Origin of the sequence: Bradyrhizobium sp. 142 (assembly GCF_023074015.1) — a bacterium.
Classification (GTDB): Bacteria; Pseudomonadota; Alphaproteobacteria; order Rhizobiales; family Xanthobacteraceae; genus Bradyrhizobium.
In genome coordinates this window covers 23,212-41,499 of sequence record NZ_JADPKQ010000485.1, presented here as the reverse complement: position 1 = coordinate 41,499, position 18,288 = coordinate 23,212, and the positions used below count along the sequence as shown (strand labels likewise).

Sequence of the window (18,288 nt, the reverse complement as noted above, 5' to 3'; positions counted from 1 at the left end):
CAAACAGGATCGACACCTCATGAGCCAGACGCCCTGTAAGCGATGCGACTATCTGCTTCCGATATGCTGGTCCCGCGCCGGCGGCGATCTCGCTCAACCCAATGGCATCCGTCAGCGTGCGGATCGCCCCTCGATCCGATCCAAGCGACCGCCGAAGCTCCTCCCGCACTCGCCCGATCTCGCGTGCGCGCAGATATCCAGCTGGCATCAGGCTAACATCACCCACGTCATCGACATCGGCACCAACATTAAATCCCCATAGCGCTCGCCGCACTATCGGTGCCCAACTTCCCGCGACTTCGTGCCTTGGCGCTTTTTGGACGCCGGTCAGTTGAGCGTGCCGAGCCTCCTTGTTGCCGGCGTCCAAAAACCAACACATCATCCGACGTGATTGCCTGTGAATAATCTAGGAGTCCGGGCCGCGGAGCGGCACTGGTCGAGGTGTTGGGTCAATCCGGCCGCCGGAGCCGAACAACCATCCAGTCTCTAAGCGGAACGCAAACCTACCCGGCGCCGGAAACTAGATTGCCGACACAGCTTCTCGACGAAACGAATGTGGGCTAAGAGGTGCGCGTGTGGACAGTCGCAAGCTGTTCTATCTCAAGCGTTCGGCCGCCGCAGTTAGCACAGGATAGCGGGCATAGAGCGTGTCGACGCGGTCCCGCCACATCGTCACGAACGCACCCGAGGTGAGACTATCGACCGACTTCCATTCGCGTTTGACCGCAGGGAGCGTGTTGCCCCAGATAGCGCGCTTGCACCATCGCTCGCCCTTCGCCGAGCCCTCCTGGGTTGCGCACATCGACTTCCAGGCAATCCGCTGTGGACGGCTGATGTGTTGGGCGGCTCCTTCCCAGCCCTGCTGGTGGATCAGGTAGAGGTCGGAAAAGGTCGGCTTCTTCTGCGTCATTATTTCGAATAGCGCAGCCTCGCTGAGAAACTTGTAGGCGGCACCCATAGCGTTGTCGCGAGGATTGAGGATGTCGCCCGATCCGTATTTGCTGAACTCAAACTTGCTCAGCTGGAACAGGCCGACATAGGAGCCGGTGCGTTGCCTGGGATTGAAATCGGATTCGATTTTGGCGACCGCCTTCATGAAATTGACATCGACACCGAACGCTTCGGCTGCACGTTCGATCTCCTGGACGGGCGTTCCGAGCGGAACGTCGCTCAACGCCGACAACGCGATCTTCGCGGGTTTCTCCGGCGGCGGAATTTCCGAGTAGACGTAGTATTTGAGATACGACGGTTTGCCTTCGCCCGGATTGGGCGAAGCAACGGGCGGACGGTCCTGCTGTAGCGTTGCCGAGTTCTCGGGCGACGCTGCCTCAAGGCTGGCAACCTGCAACATTGGCCCTTGCGAAGTGGTCACATCGGACGGCGGCACCGAATCCGGCGCCGCGGCGCTGAATCCCGCCGCAACGATCGCATTAGCCGATAATCCTGTATCGAATTTCGTCTCGATGGCCGGGGCCGGAAACGCGGCGCCGGCATTTGTCAGGACCGTCGTCACATTCAGCGGGATGCCGCTGAATGCATCAGCCACTCTTGCATTCGGCGTTGCGATGTTTGGGCGCGGTACCGCGATCTGACCAGTCGCGGCAAGCGAAGTCGCTGTCAGCGCGCCGGCAATACAGCTTGCTTGCCAAATCTTCAATGTCGCCAGCCGCGCGGCCGCGGTCCCCCCATTCATGTCCCCGACTTGGCACGCGGATTAAGGAGGCGAGGGGATGACAATGGGGCGCACCTGTGGCGCAGGTGCGGCCAGTCTCGGCCGCGTCGCCAAGATCGCCTAAATTGGAAGTTGCGGTCGTGATGCCCTTCCTGCCGAGGAACAGGACGGGCGCCATATCGCGTAACTATCGCTAAACAAGGCATCTTCATGCGTTAGCGCATCGAGACCGGCGCCCGCGCGCACGCCGCTCCCAAGCATCTCGAGGCCGCGACGTCGCAAGACCCGAGGACGGTTCGCTGGGATGGACAATCGCAATCCGCTTTATGACCGCTAGCCTCGGTCTCAGCGGAGCCGGTCTAGCCAAGCTCAGGTCTGCCGTGACCGTTGTCTCCGCTCGGGCCGGAGCGTTGCAGCTTACCACAGCGCCTGCCGCATTCTTGCACAACAGTAAACTAGTGCGCCAATGTCTCAGTTGGGTCAATCGCGTCGGCTCGCCCCTTGGATCGTCACTTCCGGTCTGCAGCCGAGTGCGGACATGTCGCCGCAACGCACTACCGACGTGATGTGCCTTACAGGCGGAACCCGCGGCTGATCTCGCGCACAAGCCTGAGCGCCGCGTCACTATGTCGGCCGTAGAAGAACGCCTGATCGAACTGGGACAGAATGCTCAATCCAGATAGCGCTATAGCTGCCTCTAATCGTGGTTGTGGACCGGGGTCGAACGATGCAGCGCAAGTTCAAACGGCCCCAACCGCAGGTTGGGAGAAACAGCCGGGGCCGGCATTCCCATTCCATGTGCCGCAATCGGCGGTAATCGGCACGCTCGCAGCTAGCCACATGAAAGCTAACGAACTGTTTCGAAAGACCCGAATTCCGGATCGAAGCGCTTCGATGTCGAACACGCGTGCTTCGTAGCGCAACATAGCCAACGTCGCCCGTAATTGTACGGAGCCCGAACTGAAGCCATTGCCGTTGCGTGTCGGCCATCTTTAGCATCTACTTCAGATTGATTTGATTACGATCCAGTTTTCAGTCGAGGTCCCCATGAGCGTCAAAGCCATGATGGCGACGATCCTCCAGAACCAAGTGACGTTGCGCGGCGTGCATTCACTGACGCCATCTGATTACGAGCAGATTGTCGAGCGGTTGATCGAGCAACTCAGAGAACTGGAGCTTAGCTTGGCCGCGCGAGAACTCGCTGGGAAGCAGGAGCCGTAGCGCCCCGCAAATCATGACGGCCAGCCAAATTCGCAGGCAAATGCTTGTCTGCGCGGCATGGCCTTTAATTCTGCCCACGGTGCCGACTGGCTCCACGAAGTGAAGTACGATGACTATCGCCTCATGTCAGCTTCGGCCAGGTGTTCAAGCCTTCCCGTTTCATCAGGGTTCGCAGCTCGAGCGCGGTCCCGGCCACGGCGGCGACGCGCGATATTCCAAAACGAGAAGATGGGATTCAAGACGTCCGGCCGACTCGTTGGACGACATCGGTTCGGACCCGACGCAATTTCCCGTATTGCGGCAGAATGTCCGATACATGAGCCGGGTCCCGCCCCTCGATAAGGATTGAGAATCCGTCTTCGATCGACTGGCTAGCGCCCTGGCCGAGATGCGGAAGCATCCGTGAGCGGCGTCGTCCAACAAAGCAAGCCGCCCCTTGTGTCCAGGATGCAAGGGGCATGCAATCATACAAGCCCAGCAAAAGCAGGTCTCCACCCCCGTAGTGCTACGCATAAAGGGTCATGTGGCCGCAAAACATCTCTGCAGCAATTCATGCGAACAAGCGTGCCTGTTTCAAACCGTTGAATGAGAAACGCAATTTCATGGCGAGGCATCTCCGCAGCCGCGAGCCTGCAAACCTTCGTGCAACGAAAAGTTGCTCTCGCGCCTGATGATTTCTTGCATTTCCATTAAAACTTTATTCGAACTTGTGCCGTACAGAATGATCTTGCGTACGCGCTTCCGCTGACGTCACCGCGAATTTTGACGGATGTGCATTCGATCGCTCGGACTCGGGATTGTCGTTTGGAATAAGGCGGCTTTGCCGCACAATTACATTCCATTGGTCGCGAACCGTATGTCCCCTTCTTTGTCGAAACGGAGATTCATTGATGTTTGGGCTCAAATCGCGCGGTGATGCGGAAGCGCGGCTCGCCGCCATTGGTCATTCGCAGGCCGTGATCGAATTCGGGATGGACGGCACGATCCTGACCGCCAACCAGAATTTGCTGAACGCCCTCGGCTATTCCCTCGATGAGATCAAGGGAAAGAAGCACGCCATGTTCATGCCGGCCGATCAGCGTGACAGCGCCGATTACAAGGCGTTCTGGGCGGCGCTGAACCGCGGCGAATTCCAGGCCGACGAATTCAAGCGGATCGCAAAAGGCGGTCGCGAGGTCTGGATCGAGGCGTCCTATAATCCGGTGCTCGACGGTAATGGCAAGTCCGTCAAGGTCGTGAAGATTGCGACCGACATCACCGCGAAGAAAATTCACGGCATGGCGGAGGCATCCAAGATCGCCGCAATCGGCCGGGTGCAGGCCGTCATCGAGTTCAAGCTCGACGGCACCATCGTGACGGCGAACGAGAACTTCTGCAAAGCGCTGGGTTATTCGCTCGCCGAGATTCAGGGCAAGCATCATAGCATCTTCGTCGAGCCCTCGGCGCGCGACAGCGCCTCCTATCGCGAATTTTGGGCCGCGCTCAATCGCGGCGAGTACCAGGCCGGCGAATTCAAGCGGATCGGAAAGGGTGGTCGCGAGGTGTGGATCCTCGCCTCCTACAATCCGTTGCTCGACGAAACGGGCAAGGCTTTCGGCGTGGCGAAGTTCGCAACCGACGTCACCACGGAGAAGCTGAAGAATGTCGATCTTGCCGGCCAGATCGCGGCGATCGACAAGGCGCAGGCGGTGATCGAGTTCAACATGGGCGGCACGATCATCTCCGCGAACGCAAACTTCCTCGGCGCGGTCGGCTATTCGCTGGCCGAGATCAAGGGCAAGCATCACAGCATGTTCGTCGAGCCATCAGAACGCGACGGCGCCGCCTATCGCGAGTTCTGGGCGGCGCTCAACCGCGGCCAGTACCAGGCGTCCGAGTACAAGCGTATCGGCAAGGGCGGCAAGGAGATCTATATCCAGGCCTCCTACAACCCGATTTTCGACCTCAACGGCAAGCCGTTCAAGGTCGTGAAATACGCCACCGACACCACCAAGCAAGTGCTGGCTCGCATGGGCAATGAGCGTGTTCGCGGCATGATGGAATCGGTCGCCGCCGGCTCCGAGGAATTGAACGCTTCAGTGCGCGAGATTTCGGAAGCCATGACCAAATCCCGCGAGACCGCGATGAGCGCGGTGGATCAGGTCGCCTCCGCCGACGCCCAGGCCCAGCGCCTCACAGAGGCCGCGCAGTCGATGAGCGGCATCGTCGAGATGATCAACAACATCACCGGCCAGATTAACCTGCTGGCGCTGAACGCCACGATCGAATCCGCCCGCGCCGGCGAAGCCGGTCGCGGCTTTGCGGTGGTCGCTTCCGAAGTGAAGAGCCTCGCCAACCAGGCCAAGCAGGCGACCGACAAGATCGGCCAGGAGATCGGGAATCTCAACGGCATCTCCGGCGACGTCGTCGGCGCGCTCGGCTCGATCAAGCAGGCGATCAACAATGTCAGCGAATATGTGACCTCGACCGCCGCCGCCATCGAGGAGCAGAGCACGGTGACCAACGAGATGTCGACCAGCATGCAACGCGCCGCGGCAGAAGCGGCCGCGATCGCGGCGAGGGCGTAGCAACACGCCACCGCTTCCCGGTTCGATGCCTCGATACCGGAGCAGCTCGGAGTTGATCGGCTGCAGAGGCCGTCGACACCGGCGCAGGCGTGGTGCCCTTTTTAAAACGCCTAACTCTTTGAAATTACAGGCGCGGCGAAAGGTGGCAACCAAGTGGTGCGGGTCTGGCGCAAGTGGTTGTCTGTGGTTCGAGAAACAGTTGTCGATGATCTCCAGCGGCTCGACGCTCGCCGAGGACATCCGCTACGCGCTCAATCATTGGCAGGGGCTGACCCGCTTCCTCGAAGACGGGCGTCTCGAGCTTGACACGAACCCGGTCGAGAACGCCATCCGGCCAGTCTGCCTGACCAGAAAAAATGCGCTCTTCGCCGGTCATGAAGTCGGCGTGGAAAACTGGGCCCTGCTCGCGTCGATCGTCGCCACCTGCAAGCTCAACGACATCAACCCGGCCGCCTACATCGCCGAAACACTCGACACGATCATCGACGGCCATCCCCATAGCCGCATCGAAGACCTCATGCCGCGGCGATTCCGCAAAACGTCAACCCAGCCTCAATAGGGTTGCGGCTAAGCGCTTACCATTCGTCCAAGCCGTATCCAGTTGCAACTGCTCGACAGAAGCGATGGCTTCGTCCAGGTTGCCGATCTAGCTCTTACAGAGGATTGTCATTTCGGCGATCCCTTGCCCCGCGCGGCGGCTGAACTCTGCGCTGTTTCTGCCGCTGCTGCGCGAAACCGAATGCATCGGCGTTCTGGCGTTGGCCGGTAAACAAGCCAATATCTTCGGTGAGAGCGATATTGCGCTGGCCGAATCCTTCCGCGACCAAGCTCTGATCGCCATCGAAAGCACGCGGCTGTTCGATGAGGTACAGGCTAAGACCCGCGATCTGCAGGAAGCGCTCACTTCCCAGACCGGGAGTGCAAACATCCTGAAGGTGATTGCCTCGTCACCAACGGACGTGGTCCCGGTGCCTGCGCCAAGAAATCGACCGCCGATTAGAAAAGTCGGCGTAGGTTTGCAAGAAGCGGTCCTGAGCGCGCAGTCTGACGATGTGTCCTGCATAGAGCGGAAATCCAGGTCACCGGACCGACTTCGAAGATGAGCTAATTCCAGATTCTGACTGATTGATTCGACGACAGGTAGCGCATTGAGTTCCGTCGCGACATAATCTCGGCCTCGTAGTCTTTAGATCGCCGCTAGAACTTGTACGCAGGGGCCGGATGGTTGGCCAGGAGGTGATCGAATGAAGGTGCATGCTTTGTCCTCATCATCGCCCTGCTTTGCCTCCTCTTTCCCTTGCCAGCGCGAACTGCCAAGCTTTACCGCATCGGGTTCTTGAGTCCGGGAGGGTTCGATTCGGGCACCAATCCCGGGAGACTGTCCGAAGAGATTGCGCGGCATCTCGCGCAGAGCGGCTTTACCGGTGCCAATCTCGAGTTTATCAAACGTGGCGCCGAAGGCCATCTCGAACGCCTGCCAGCGCTCGTTGCAGAGATGGTGCTAGCAAAAGTCGATGTCCTCGTCACTTTTAGCTATCCCACGGCCGCGGCGGCGAAGAGCGGCACGAGTACTACTCCTATCGTAATCTTCAACGCCGGCGACCCTGTGAAGACTCATCTCGTCGATAGTCTCAATCGGCCGGGCGGTAACATAACGGGTATTTCCGACGTAGCCGCAGACCTCGCACCGAAACGTCTTGGACTACTGAAGGAGGCAGCCCCAAACTCGAGCGCGTAGCGATGCTGTGGAACGCTCACGATTTGGGAATAACGACGCGCTACGAGGCCTCAGCCGGGGCGGCGGAAACATTAGGTGTAACCGTTCTCCCCTTTGGGGTAGGTGAGCCCAATGACTTCGGAGATGCTTTCGAGGCGATGGAGTGCGACAAGCCCGACGGTCTTTTGATGTTCGCCGACGCTCTCACTTTTCTCAACCGAAAACGTGTCTTCGAGTTCGCTGCGGAGCACCAGTTGCCGGCGATCTATGAGTCGAGTGCCTTCGCGCGCGATGGTGGCCTGATGTCTTATGGGCCAGATGAGAGCGAATGCACTCAGCGGACGTCGATACCGTGTAGCCGACGGCGGCAGCGGGTTGCTCCTGAACTCAATGAAGCAATGAAGCTATGGTCCGAGAATTCTCCGTAGTGCCGGCGTGAGCTCGTCGTTCATCTGCGGGGAGCGGCACCAAGAGAGCGCTTCCAGTTTTTTTGCCCTTCACAAGATTCATAAGGTTCAGGACAGCGGCTTGGGCTGCCAAAACGCGGATTTCCGAGGTGAAGGATGCATGAAGGCCTGCAGGAAGGTTCATTCGGCGGTCTCCTTCACGTCGGTCGCCGTCTCGCCCGGTTCTGCTGCGCTTGTCTCGAAACGATCTTCCGTATGGCGTCGAAATCCGCCCTCGGCGCTGCTCCCATGCTTGCAGACCAGCGTGCCGGGTGCCTTTGTCCACCCCAGCGACGTCATGGCGTCACTGATGCGCCTACCGAGATCTCTCATGCTGTGGGCGCTCACTCCGATCAGCCCCAACTTTGCGCGCACATCGCGGTTGGCTTTCGCTGAATTCCTTCTGTCTGAAGGTATCAAGCTTACAGGTGATCTTCAGCTTGCGGATGGCGGTGAGCGTGTTCGCGTAGCCTCGAACTGGCGTGCCCTGTCTGTTGCAGCCATCTGGCCAGTCGGAAGGAGCAGGCTGCTGACCGGCTGGTGAGGTTGGTCGACAGTACGGAGTACATCCAGAGGGTCTGGTCGTAGTCGACGCCGCCGGTGTGGCGGGCGTTGTGCATGAACCCGCACTTGTCGAACGCCGGTCCTGGGTCGAGCGGGAGTTGGCTATGTCGTACGATGCCCCCGGCGAGATCATGAACCCCGGTCAGCGATGCGAAGGTCCGATCTGGTCTTATCAAAGCTGCTCTCTCGGCCCGGTACGATGGCCGGAGCCAACGGCGGTGAGGGTACGTTCGTCACCGGCTTGATCTGTGATACGCTCTGCAGGACCGAAAGGTGCGTCGCGAAGTCGTACATCTGTCGGAGGTGTAGTATTTCTACGGTGCGGGGCGGGGAGTATTTATGGTTCAGCGTACCCGGTACACGAAGAAGGCGAGCACTGTCGGTCGTAAGGCCGGTGTCGCACTTCACACCCTCCTGGATAAGGAGGGCTTTCAGCCCTTCCGCGTAGCCGCGCCAGTCCTGCGGGGAGAGCGGCTCGTCGCTGATCCAATAAGTGTGGAAGCCGCCCCCGCTGTGCACCACGGCACTGGGCGGGGGCAGTCCGACCTTGACGCTGAAAGCGGAGAGAGCGGCCCAAGCCTCTTTGTTCGAGGTGTAGTGCTTGCCCGTCGTATCGTCGGGCTTGACGTCGCAGTCGATCCAGATCGCTTTAAGCCAAGTGGCGTTACGGGCCTTGCGCACGGCCTTGGCTTTGCCGTTGGTCTTGTTCTGTGTGGCTTCACTCTGCTGCGAGGTGCAGTACCACACGTCGAAGAACTGGGCGGTGCTCTCAACCCAGGAAGCTTGGCGAAGAAAGCTGTCGGCCGCCTTGTGAGGCCAGCCGATCACCCAGTCCTTCCCGTCGTTCTTGGAAGGGTCGGCGTTCTTGAGGTGGCAATGGAGGTTGATCCAGCCGGGATTGTTCACTCCCGGCCAGACCACCACTAGCTCCATGAACTGCCTGTTGTTGGTGGCGGCAGGTCTCTCGTCCGTCGATGACGCACCGTGCCGGGCGCTCGTTACCGTGGCGGTAACCGCGGCGACAGCACTCGCCGCGTTCATTTCAAAGGGGCGTGATGCAGCGGTGGACTTGGTGGCGGCGTCGGGGCTGGTTGTTACCGTGGCGGTAACGTTGGTGGCGGACTGCCTTGGTCTTCCCGCTCGGGCCTAGGAACAACAAACGGAGGGCTGGTCATGGCTCGCCCCGATGCTCATTCACACAGTGATCCCCTGTCCGACTTGCTGCGCGAGATACCAGCCAACGCTCGACGGCAGATTTCCGATAACCGATGCGGCGCGCGCTCAGCTGAACGAATTCCGGGCCGCTCCCGTCAGACCGTTGGCGTTGCAAGGTAGGACGGGACGTGTGTAGCCAAATGTCGCGTCGGCGTACGGCCTCCACACGCTCATGATGGAGGCTTGCTGAATGCTTGCGCAGATTTCGTTCTGTCTCTCTGTAGGACCGAGGTCGAAGCCGGGCCTTTGCCTGGGACAAATAGATTTCGATCAATTCCAGGATGGTACCAGCGTTCCGCTTGGCCTTGCGTTCGACAGAAGGATTCGCACCATGAGTGACGCTGGCGGCCTTGCGTCGCGCTTCCTCGCGGGCATCGTCGAGCCCAACCACAGAGAGATCACCAAGCACCATCCGTCGCGTTCGGCCGTGCTCGTCCCTGTACTGGAAAATCCAGGACCGTCGTCCCGAACTTAGGGCTCGTATGCCGAGGCCACGGCAATCTGTGTCCCAGAAGAACTTTTCGTTTTGCCCTCGCGGGCAGCACATTTTGCGGACAGTCGCCTTTGTGAAGACGTTTCGATCTACTTCGCGGGCCTTCTTTTTTGTCGCTGGTAAGCGGATCACTTCCGCGCTTGGAAGCAATGCGGAAGCAGACCTCAAATGAGAAGCAGACGACTCGTGGCGGCTCATGAATGCTCTTGGTGTAAACTAACTGAAGGTGCCCGTAAGAAAGGTGGTGTAGCGCAAGCGGTTAGCAAGCCTTCTGACGTCTTTTGATCGCAACTGAGTTAACGTGATAGGTCGGGCAAAACTGCTCGGTGCTGACTACGAATCTGAGGGTCGGACGTTCGAATCGTTCCGGGCGCGCCATTTACCCGCCATTCAGTACAAAACCGCGAACTACTGCAGAGCTCCCGTATGGACGGGTGCCTATTTGATCTCGATTGGAATCTAAGGTTGATGTCGTCGCCGACGCCTCAGCGGATCGCAGTCTGCCGCTCCGCTCCGTCTCGCCTGGACACCACTTCGACAGCCGAAGCCAAAAGGGTCGGCTGGAGCAGGACGGCGAACTCTTCGAGCGATAGTGGCGGAGAAAAAATATAACCTTGCGCCATGGTCGCGCCGTTTTCGGCCGCGAACCGGAGGTCTTCGGCCGTTTCGACGCCTTCTACAACCGTTTCGAACCCCAATTCGTCCGCAAGTCCGAGCGCCAGGCGAAGGATCGTCTGCTTTTCGCGGTCTTCCGCAACACCCGCCACGAGCGTGCGATCGAGCTTCACGGCATCGAAGGGGAGCCTCGCCATCGTCGAAAGATTCGAATAGCCGGCTCCGAAATCGTCCATCGCAAAGCGTATGCCCAATTGCCTGAGCAGGCTTATTCTCTCGCGCACGACATCTGGATTGCGCATCGCGACCGACTCTGTGACCTCGATCTCGAGGTGTGCCGGCGGGAAGTCGGCCTCGCGAACGGTCGTGACGACATCCTTGATGAACAGCGGGTCCTCGATTTCCGTCGCCGCAACATTTACGGCGAGCACGAGGTTCGAGCCGGCTCGGATCAGGCCCCCGATTTCGGCGAGCGCGCGCCTGAGCACGAAGCGGTCGAGCTCCATAATGAGGCCGATCTCTTCCGCGATCTTGATGAAGCGCTGAGGAGGAATGTCGCCCTCCTTCGGGTGATGCCAGCGCGCCAGCGCCTCCACCCCTAGGATGCGGCCATCCACGCAGGACACCTTGGGCTGGTAATGGACAACGAGCTCTTCATTGCGGATCGCCAAGGCAAGATCGGTTTCGAGCGCATGGCGGGCTCGCGCGACCTCTGCGAGATCCGGAGTGAAGAATGCGTAGGTATTGCGTCCCGAGCTCTTCGCGGCGTACATCGCAAGGTCGGCGCGGATCAGGAGATCGTCATAGGTTGTGCCGTGGGTGGGACAGATCGCGATGCCGATGCTGACGCCGATGGTCGCATGGTTGCTCTGCAGCTTGAAGGAAACCTGCAGCGTCTCGATCATCTCGCGGGCACGGAGGCTCGCGGCCTCGACCGTCTTCACCCCAGCGATGATGGCGACGAACTCGTCGCCTCCGACCCGGGCGAGCAGACATTTGCCGAGAGCGCCCGTGGACGTCAGCAAATTGCTCAAGCGCTCGGCAACCATCCTGAGCAGTTCGTCGCCAGCTTTGTGGCCGAAAGTGTCGTTGATGGATTTGAAGCCATCGAGGTCGAGGAAGAACAGCGCTCCGCCCTCTTCTGCGTCGATGAGCGCCGGCGCATCGATGCGCATCTTCTCCCGATTGGGAATGCGGCTCACCGTATCGTAGAAAGCGAGCTGACGAATTCTTCGAGTGCTGGCCCGCAAATGCGTCAGCATTCGCTCGAATGCGAGGCCGAGGCTGCGGACCTCGCCGATGCCCGTTGCGCGGAACGGAACGTCGAGATTGCCACCCGCGATTTCCTGGGCAGTCTTGGCGAGCGCTGAAAGTCCTTTCGTGAGGTGCCTCACGGCGGCCAATAGCGCGACGACCAAGGCACCGAGCGCCAGCGCCGCGGATGCCAGGAACTGCCACATCAGCGAACGCGTATGGGATGCACCGATCTGGAACATCTGATCGCGTGTCGTCGTCACGAGCGATGCGCTCGCGAACGTACACACCTTGAGCGTGGCCTCGTAATCGACACAGCGCGCGACGTAGTTGCCGTCAGCCGAGTGCTGCAGCCCGGTCAAACGCGTCCTGGTGCCGCCGAATCTCACCCCTTCAGGCCCCGCGGAAGACACGATCTCGTTGTCGCCCGTGATGATGACGACGCCGGCATTGGCTAGCGAAGTGAAGTTCTCGAGGGTCCGCTCCGTGCGCCCGAGCGGCCGGATGGCGGCAAGCGCGCCGATGAGATCGCCGAACTCGTCGAACACGGGCTCGATCGCGGTGTGCGCTATGGTGTGGCGCTGCGGCAGATCGAGCGCTGACAATTCACCCAATTTGAGCTCATAGGTGCCTTCCTCACCCTGCGGGTGCGAGCGGCTATTGTCCTTGAGGATCGCGCTGAGATTGACAAAGACGGCGGTACCCTCGAGCGTCCGGTTCAGCGCGAGGAGGTCGAGGGGCGTGTTGGCGCCGATCACGCGACCGGTTTCGTCGAAGGCGATCAGCCTTTCGAAGCCGGAGGTCGAAGCAACGATGCTGAGCAGCTCGCGGATAGTCACATCGTTGTTCGAGGCGACCGCCTTGGCGACATCGGCGCGCTGAGCGATCTGACGCAGGCGAGATGCGGTTTCCGCACCCAGGACCTCGATTCGCGCTCGCGCCAACTGCGCCTCACCATCGAGGCGATGAGCGAGTTGGTCTTCTGAGAGTTCACCCAGTGCCACGGCCTGCTGTGTCAGTTGCTGCTGCAGGCGTAGCGCCGTCAAGCCACCGATGAGGCCGAGCCCGAGGACGCCGGTCGCGAGCACGACGGCAACGAGACGCATGGCGATAGACGAGGGGAAACTCGGGACCCGTGACGGAACGAGCCAATGACGCCAACGGGGTGACGCCCTCGATGCCTTTGCCGAATCCGTATCAGTCGCTACCACCGCCAGCACCCTGAACTTGCGGGGGCCGGTCAATGTCGCTCACCAAGACCCCCAAACTGAGCGTGTTCCAGGGCGACCTTAGGCGAGCGAACCATTCAATATCGTCTATTTATCGCCTATTTGTGGCTGGCTAATTAACATACGGTTTTTCGAAACCATCAAATTTTGTGCTTTCTGTCCGCCACAGATGATTCCAAAGGCACGGCGTTGCGACAACAGATGGTTTAGGTTTCTTTGCCAGATTGCGCACCTCGTGGTTCGAAGGGGTTGGCAATGGCATTTGCGAGGATCGCGGCAGCAATTTTGGGCCTCTGCATTGCGGGGGTCAATGCCGCTGGCGCCGAAACACGCCGGCTCGACATCGTCGGGACCGGAGACGGCATCGATGTCCTGCGCGTCATCGCCGCGAGCTTCATGCAGCAGGAAGGATCGGCACGGGTCGAGATCCCGCCGAGCATCGGTTCTGGCGGAGGCATCGCGGCCGTGGGATCCGGCAAAGCGATCTTAGGGCGCGTCGCACGCCGCCTAACCGACGCCGAAGCGGCCTCCGGCATCGTCTACAAGGCGATCGCCCGCCTGCCCTCCGCTTTCATCGTCCATCCCGGCTGCGGAGTGAGTGCCGTCACAAGCGATCAGCTCGTTGCGATCTATTCGGGCCGCCTCGCGAACTGGAAGGAGCTGGGCGGCGCCGATATGCGCATCCGCGTCGTGCGGCGCGAGGACCAGGACAGCACTCTCACCGTGCTGCGGGCCAGCATGCCCGGCTGGCATGATCTCGAGATCACCGAGAAATCGAAGACGGCAACGACCACACAGGAAGCGATCGAGACGGTTCGCGATGTTCAAGGCGCGATCGGCTTCGGTCCGTTCTCGCGGCCGTTGGAACAGGGGCTCACAGTGCTTCGCGTGAACGGTCACTACCCGACCGACGCGGATTATCCCTCGAGCGTGGTGCTGGCGCTGATCTACTTAAACACGTTGCAGGATCCGGACGCCTCGGCCTTTCTGCGCTTTGCCGATACGCAGAAGGCGGCCGACGTCATCACCAGCCTCGGTAGTCTGCCCGTCAAGCCGTGAGCCGCCGGGGTTCGCTGGCCGCCGGCGCTGCTGAGCTCGGCATCGGCTCAAAGACCGGGGCGATAAGGCTGCTCTCGGCTTCGCCATAGATGGGTGATCTTGTCCATCAGCGATGAGGTTTGAGAGCTTCGCAGGAAAGGATCGGCGTAGCATTGCGCATTGGCCGAGCGCGCCTTGTTCTTCACGACCTCGACGAGACCAACGGGGCCGGCGACGTAGACCGTATCCTCCAGCCCGAGCAGGGGCAGGTAGTGCGATGGGCGCCCGGGCCTGATCGGCAGGATAGATCCGATCTCCGTCGTCGCAATGACGTCGCGGACTCCGTCGTCGATCAGCCACTGCAACGAGGGAAGCATATAGAGGTTATCGGCATCCCGGCTGCCGGCGACGACCACCATCTCGCGGTTGCGCTGGGTCGAGCGCGCGGAGCGGGCGAGCGCCCAGATCGGGGCCCAGCCTGCCCCGCCGGCGACCAGCACTAGCGGCCCCTGGCTCTGTCGCAGATAGGCTTGTCCGAAGGGGCCTTGCACATGCGCCGCATGGCCGGGCCTGATGGTCTTGCCGAGCTGCGCCGACACGGTGCCGCCAGGCAGGCGTCGGATGTGGAAGACGAGTTCGACTTGCTTGAAGGAACCATCGAGCCTGAAGGTCGGGCTGAACTCGCGCGCAGGATAGCCGGAAAACTTGACGCGCACATATTGGCCCGGCCGAAACTCGAGCGGCGCTGAGGTCGTCAGCACGACCTCGGCGATCTCTGGCGAGAGCTCGTTGATCTCGGTGACGGCGCACGTCCGCTTCATAGGTAGCGGCAATTCTTCGAATTCGATCTCCGCATCGCCTGCGACCGCGGCCTGGCAGGCGAGCACAGTGCGGCCATGGCCCGAGCCGCCGTCATCGACCGCGCCCGAAACGACCGTCACGCGGCAGCTCTGACATTGTCCCGATCTGCAGTCGTGTGGAATGAGGATCGAGCCGCCGAGCGCCGCGTCGATCAAGCTTTCGCCGGCGCGGGCTTCGACGAGCTTGCCGTTGAGGACGAGCCGACAATGCCTCTTCATCGCGAGGCCCTTGGGCGCTGCGAATTTCTGCGACCAGGCTGCTGCTCGCCGAGCCAGAATGCGATGCGCGGATGAGGGCGAAGCCATGCTTCAGCGCAGCCACGCCGTGGTGCCCTCCGGTCGAGCTCGTGGCCGCCCATGAGATGCCTATTTCTGCGTGACGACAAGCACCGGGCGGTTATGGCTCGCATGCCGCGTCTGTGCATGGTCGAAGACAGCGACCCACATGTAGAGATCGTGGCCTGGCACGAAGGCTTTGTCATATCTGCCATCGCTTTTCATGTTGCGCGTCAGCTCGAGCGTCCAATGTCCGTTGCTCCATCTTGAAACCCCGGTGACATTGGCCCGCTCTCCGTCGTTGTCGCCGGCAATAATCACGCCGGGCAGGATCGTGCCAATGGGAATCCTTGCGTCGGCGTCTGGGGTGTAGGGTTCGCTCTCCCGGTCGAACATGTACCAGCGGCCGTTTTCGTCGTCGCTGCTGTTGGGATTGAGATCGAATTTGCCGAGCGTTGCGACCTGCGCCTTCCAGTCCTTGGGAAGCCGCAGAACCGTGATGGGTCCTTTGTCGCTCCTGTGGATGAACTTGAAGTTATACGAATAAAGAGAGCGACCGGGCTTGTTCCAATAGCCGCCCTGGTAGCGGGCATCGTAATTTTGATCGTCCAAGGTCGGGGCGTAGGGCGGACCGATATATTGGCTGTCGACACGCCCGAGCATGCCCCCGCGCGACGCCTTCCACTGCCACATGTCTATGTAGCTGCCATCCGTCGTGTAGTGGAAGCCCCGGCCGTTGATCGGCATCGGTTTGCCGGGCAGCGGGTTGGCGCCGAGGCCCGTCGCGCCCGCGCCGCCAAGCGATGGATTATCGGAGAAAATGACCGCCAGTTTGTCCTCGTAGAAGTCGACGGCGTCTTGCAGGCCCGCGCGCTCGTCGAGGACGTGCCAGCCGTCCTCTTTCTTGATGATCGGAATGCGGCGCAGGGAGCGCGTGGGATCGTCCCAGCGGAAGGCGAAATAGATCTTCTGCCCATCATGCAGGGCGCGCACTTCCACCAGCGATTCGCCCGATCCGTCGAGATTGGCACCCTGCTGCGTGCGGATGAAGACGGGCCGCGCGCGCGACCAGGCGGGATCGCCCATGGCGCCGTCCAGCTTGGGCGCGTCGCTCACCCGCGCGACGACGAGCGCATCGCGCGTCGCCCAGTCGAGCCCGGCGACGCCGCACGCGACTGCCACCCCGATTGCAGCGGCGACGAGAAGAGGCCTTGGCCGCACGGCCTTCGTGATCGCGAGCGGCGTCGGCCGAAACACGCGGAAAATCTGCAGCCAGCCACCATAGAGATAGTGCGCGGCGACATGCGCGAAGATATAGACGAGCGCGACGAAGGCGGCGGTCGAGTGGAGATAAGCCCACCAGCCGCCGTAGCCGAGATACATTATGACGCCCGTCCCCGTGAGGAATATCACGAGCGCATAGACGAACCAGTGCAGGATGATGTTGACGGCCCCCCACTTGAGGCGCGCCGGAGCGCGCATCGCGAGAATCCGCGTCTTCTTGAAACTGTTGCGCTCGACGAGGCCGCCGCGCGCGAGGTAGGCGACGTAGGCCGACCCGCAGAAGAAGACGGCGAGCCCCGCGAGGAAATGCCAGGAAAAGATCTCGCCCTGAGGCAGGACCGGCGCGAGCCATTTCGAGAAGGGGGCGCGCAGCGCGTCCGCTGCGATGCGTATGCCGGTAACGAGGCTTACGACGAAAGCGAGCGCGGTCGCCCAATGGAGCGTTATCGTCCCGACATCCGTACGTGGCGGGCTTTCTCGAGTCTTTGTTTGAGGGAGGCTTCTCTCGGTCAAGGCGTCGGCATTCGTTCGAGCGATGACATCGTTCATTGCATAAAGCTTATCCACGGTAAACCAGCAGAGCTAGCCTCCGCTTTTCGCTTCTCCCGGAAAACCGGACAGCTGCGAACAAGCTACCTCGCGGCCGGCCAAGGCGCCGCCCATTCGGGCATACGCCAGTCTCGAAAATTTGGCCTCTAACCCGGCTGGCTCTGGTGCTGGGCAACTCCGAGCGCGGCCGTTGCGCGGGTCGCTAAATCACATCCATCATAAACTCGGCGGAAACAGTTTGGGGGATGTGGTCGCCTTCAGTGCTTCGCTTCTCCCAGCAGCTTGAATTTATATAGTAATTTCAATTACATATGAGTTCGTGGTTTTGCTCTGAATGGCGCGCCACTTCGGTACAAAACTGGACAGTCCAAAACCTGCCGATCCTGCGCTTGATGGGTCTCCTGCCCGAGACAATCGCGCGTTAAGACACTCACGAACACCCGCGGTTGTGCTGCTCCAGTTCAGTTTGCGCTTCCGATAGAGCGCGGTGTTCGACCAGCAGGCCTTGTCGCTCATAGCGTTGCCGGCTCCTGCTGAAGCGCACCACCACCGCATGCCGGGCGCTGTTCGCCTTGACCGGACGGGTGAGCTGCGCATTCCCGGCGGGCAAGAATTCGAGGTCGTCAAGACCCGCGCATCGCAGGCATACGGGACCGGGCGCCTCCATGATGAGAAAATCGCCCGTTCCAGCGCAGCGGTGGCATTTCCAGGCGTCGTTCAGCGGTTGGATCACGACAAGCTCAGGCGCACGGCTCGCGCTTCTGCTTTTTCTCCGGAAGGTCGCCCGATATCCAATGAGTGCGGTACAGCTTTTCGATGGCCGGATCACGGCTCTTGCTGAAGCGCAGCATCTGCCGCGCCGGCGTCCGCGCGATGTAGGCCGTCTCGCTTGGCCTCAGCCCTTTCGCGGCCGCCCATGACCGAAACAGCTTCATAGCCTCGGAAATGCGCGGCAGATTGGTTTGCACGACTCCCTCGAGATACCCGACCTGTCCTTGCTGCCAACGCTTAAGTGCACCGGGATCGAGCCATCCGATTCCCACCAGCACATCAACCGGACTCACATACTTCCGGGCTGCAAGGGCCGCCTCGGCCGCTCTCCTCACTCGGTCATCGAGTTTCTCGCGATTGTGCGGATGCATCGGCGTCCTCCCCGCGCCTCGGAATCATGCCAGCGACAGCCCTCCCGGGAACCGCGGGAAACCGTCGAAAGTATCGCCTGACAATAAATCAGAAGCGACAGTCGAACAATTTCGGCAGCCAAGAAGCCGGCGGAGCGGATCGAGCG

15 protein-coding genes and 1 pseudogene are annotated in these 18,288 nt (G+C 60.8%); 7 read left to right on the top strand and 9 right to left on the bottom strand.

Annotation, left to right across the window (positions count from 1 at the left end; all coding sequences use genetic code 11):
• Positions 1-595: 595 nt before the first annotated feature.
• Positions 596-1,546 carry a transglycosylase SLT domain-containing protein gene (locus tag IVA82_RS44125; RefSeq protein WP_247385824.1) on the bottom strand — a complete coding sequence of 317 codons (951 nt, stop codon included), beginning with the start codon at positions 1,544-1,546 and terminating at the stop codon, positions 596-598.
• A gap of 1,173 nt (positions 1,547-2,719) precedes the next feature.
• Between IVA82_RS44125 and IVA82_RS44120 the strand changes: the two genes are divergently transcribed.
• The 4 genes and pseudogenes from IVA82_RS44120 to IVA82_RS44105 all read left to right on the top strand — a co-directional run bounded on the left by IVA82_RS44120 (position 2,720) and on the right by IVA82_RS44105 (position 6,563).
• On the top strand, positions 2,720-2,893 hold the full coding sequence (locus tag IVA82_RS44120) for a hypothetical protein (protein WP_247385823.1): 174 nt from the start codon (positions 2,720-2,722) through the stop codon (positions 2,891-2,893).
• A gap of 890 nt (positions 2,894-3,783) precedes the next feature.
• A complete protein-coding gene (locus IVA82_RS44115; protein ID WP_247385822.1) occupies positions 3,784-5,460 on the top strand; it encodes a PAS domain-containing methyl-accepting chemotaxis protein in 1,677 nt (558 codons plus the stop codon).
• 193 nt (positions 5,461-5,653) lie between these two features.
• Positions 5,654-6,019 (top strand): annotated as a pseudogene (locus tag IVA82_RS44110) (transposase); the annotation flags it as partial.
• Positions 6,020-6,218: 199 nt separating this feature from the next.
• Positions 6,219-6,563 (top strand): hypothetical protein, encoded by a 345-nt coding sequence (locus IVA82_RS44105; protein ID WP_247385820.1) that lies wholly within the window; start codon positions 6,219-6,221, stop codon positions 6,561-6,563.
• Between the two features lie 83 nt (positions 6,564-6,646).
• Here IVA82_RS44105 and IVA82_RS44100 read toward each other — a convergent pair whose 3' ends face one another.
• Positions 6,647-6,925, bottom strand: a complete 279-nt coding sequence (locus IVA82_RS44100) for a hypothetical protein (protein ID WP_247385818.1) — start codon at positions 6,923-6,925, stop codon at positions 6,647-6,649.
• A 275-nt stretch (positions 6,926-7,200) separates the two neighbouring features.
• Between IVA82_RS44100 and IVA82_RS44095 the strand changes: the two genes are divergently transcribed.
• Positions 7,201-7,605 (top strand): hypothetical protein, encoded by a 405-nt coding sequence (locus IVA82_RS44095; RefSeq protein WP_247385812.1) that lies wholly within the window; start codon positions 7,201-7,203, stop codon positions 7,603-7,605.
• 159 nt (positions 7,606-7,764) lie between these two features.
• On the opposite strand, the gene IVA82_RS44090 is transcribed toward IVA82_RS44095, so the two are convergent.
• Positions 7,765-7,956, bottom strand: a complete 192-nt coding sequence (locus tag IVA82_RS44090; RefSeq protein ID WP_247385811.1) for a hypothetical protein — start codon at positions 7,954-7,956, stop codon at positions 7,765-7,767.
• 360 nt (positions 7,957-8,316) lie between these two features.
• Positions 8,317-9,228 carry a hypothetical protein gene (locus IVA82_RS44085; protein WP_247385809.1) on the bottom strand — a complete coding sequence of 304 codons (912 nt, stop codon included), beginning with the start codon at positions 9,226-9,228 and terminating at the stop codon, positions 8,317-8,319.
• Positions 9,229-9,733: 505 nt separating this feature from the next.
• Here IVA82_RS44085 and IVA82_RS44080 point away from each other — a divergent pair.
• Complete coding sequence (locus IVA82_RS44080) at positions 9,734-9,877, top strand: hypothetical protein (RefSeq protein WP_247385808.1); 144 nt, start codon at positions 9,734-9,736, stop codon at positions 9,875-9,877.
• Positions 9,878-10,380: 503 nt separating this feature from the next.
• Here IVA82_RS44080 and IVA82_RS44075 read toward each other — a convergent pair.
• Positions 10,381-12,870 carry an EAL domain-containing protein gene (locus tag IVA82_RS44075; protein ID WP_247385806.1) on the bottom strand — a complete coding sequence of 830 codons (2,490 nt, stop codon included), beginning with the start codon at positions 12,868-12,870 and terminating at the stop codon, positions 10,381-10,383.
• 378 nt (positions 12,871-13,248) lie between these two features.
• On the opposite strand from IVA82_RS44075, the gene IVA82_RS44070 reads away from it, so the two are divergent.
• Complete coding sequence (locus IVA82_RS44070; RefSeq protein ID WP_247385805.1) at positions 13,249-14,052, top strand: substrate-binding domain-containing protein; 804 nt, start codon at positions 13,249-13,251, stop codon at positions 14,050-14,052.
• 47 nt (positions 14,053-14,099) lie between these two features.
• On the opposite strand, the gene IVA82_RS44065 is transcribed toward IVA82_RS44070, so the two are convergent.
• From IVA82_RS44065 to IVA82_RS44050, 4 genes are all read right to left on the bottom strand, one after another.
• Positions 14,100-15,110: a 2Fe-2S iron-sulfur cluster-binding protein gene (locus IVA82_RS44065; protein ID WP_247385803.1), complete on the bottom strand. Its 1,011-nt coding sequence runs from the start codon at positions 15,108-15,110 to the stop codon at positions 14,100-14,102.
• Between the two features lie 147 nt (positions 15,111-15,257).
• On the bottom strand, positions 15,258-17,000 hold the full coding sequence (locus tag IVA82_RS44060) for an ethylbenzene dehydrogenase-related protein (RefSeq protein ID WP_247385801.1): 1,743 nt from the start codon (positions 16,998-17,000) through the stop codon (positions 15,258-15,260).
• Positions 17,001-17,430: 430 nt separating this feature from the next.
• Complete coding sequence (locus IVA82_RS44055; protein WP_247385799.1) at positions 17,431-17,733, bottom strand: hypothetical protein; 303 nt, start codon at positions 17,731-17,733, stop codon at positions 17,431-17,433.
• A gap of 7 nt (positions 17,734-17,740) precedes the next feature.
• Entirely contained in the window at positions 17,741-18,142 is a 402-nt protein-coding gene (locus tag IVA82_RS44050; protein WP_247385791.1) for a hypothetical protein, read from the bottom strand.
• Positions 18,143-18,288 lie beyond the last annotated feature (146 nt).

Bases quoted from the DNA above. Each gene is read 5' to 3' on its own strand.
- IVA82_RS44120 (WP_247385823.1), top strand. From the start codon at position 2,720: ATGAGCGTCAAAGCCATGATGGCGACGATCCTCCAGAACCAAGTGACG.
- IVA82_RS44115 (WP_247385822.1), top strand. From the start codon at position 3,784: ATGTTTGGGCTCAAATCGCGCGGTGATGCGGAAGCGCGGCTCGCCGCC.
- IVA82_RS44100 (WP_247385818.1), bottom strand. From the start codon at position 6,925: ATGGCCTTCGGCGCCACGTTTGATAAACTCGAGATTGGCACCGGTAAA.
- IVA82_RS44095 (WP_247385812.1), top strand. From the start codon at position 7,201: ATGCTGTGGAACGCTCACGATTTGGGAATAACGACGCGCTACGAGGCC.
- IVA82_RS44090 (WP_247385811.1), bottom strand. From the start codon at position 7,956: ATGAGAGATCTCGGTAGGCGCATCAGTGACGCCATGACGTCGCTGGGG.
- IVA82_RS44085 (WP_247385809.1), bottom strand. From the start codon at position 9,228: ATGAACGCGGCGAGTGCTGTCGCCGCGGTTACCGCCACGGTAACGAGC.
- IVA82_RS44080 (WP_247385808.1), top strand. From the start codon at position 9,734: ATGAGTGACGCTGGCGGCCTTGCGTCGCGCTTCCTCGCGGGCATCGTC.
- IVA82_RS44075 (WP_247385806.1), bottom strand. From the start codon at position 12,870: ATGCGTCTCGTTGCCGTCGTGCTCGCGACCGGCGTCCTCGGGCTCGGC.
- IVA82_RS44070 (WP_247385805.1), top strand. From the start codon at position 13,249: ATGGCATTTGCGAGGATCGCGGCAGCAATTTTGGGCCTCTGCATTGCG.
- IVA82_RS44065 (WP_247385803.1), bottom strand. From the start codon at position 15,110: ATGAAGAGGCATTGTCGGCTCGTCCTCAACGGCAAGCTCGTCGAAGCC.
- IVA82_RS44060 (WP_247385801.1), bottom strand. From the start codon at position 17,000: ATGAACGATGTCATCGCTCGAACGAATGCCGACGCCTTGACCGAGAGA.
- IVA82_RS44050 (WP_247385791.1), bottom strand. From the start codon at position 18,142: ATGCATCCGCACAATCGCGAGAAACTCGATGACCGAGTGAGGAGAGCG.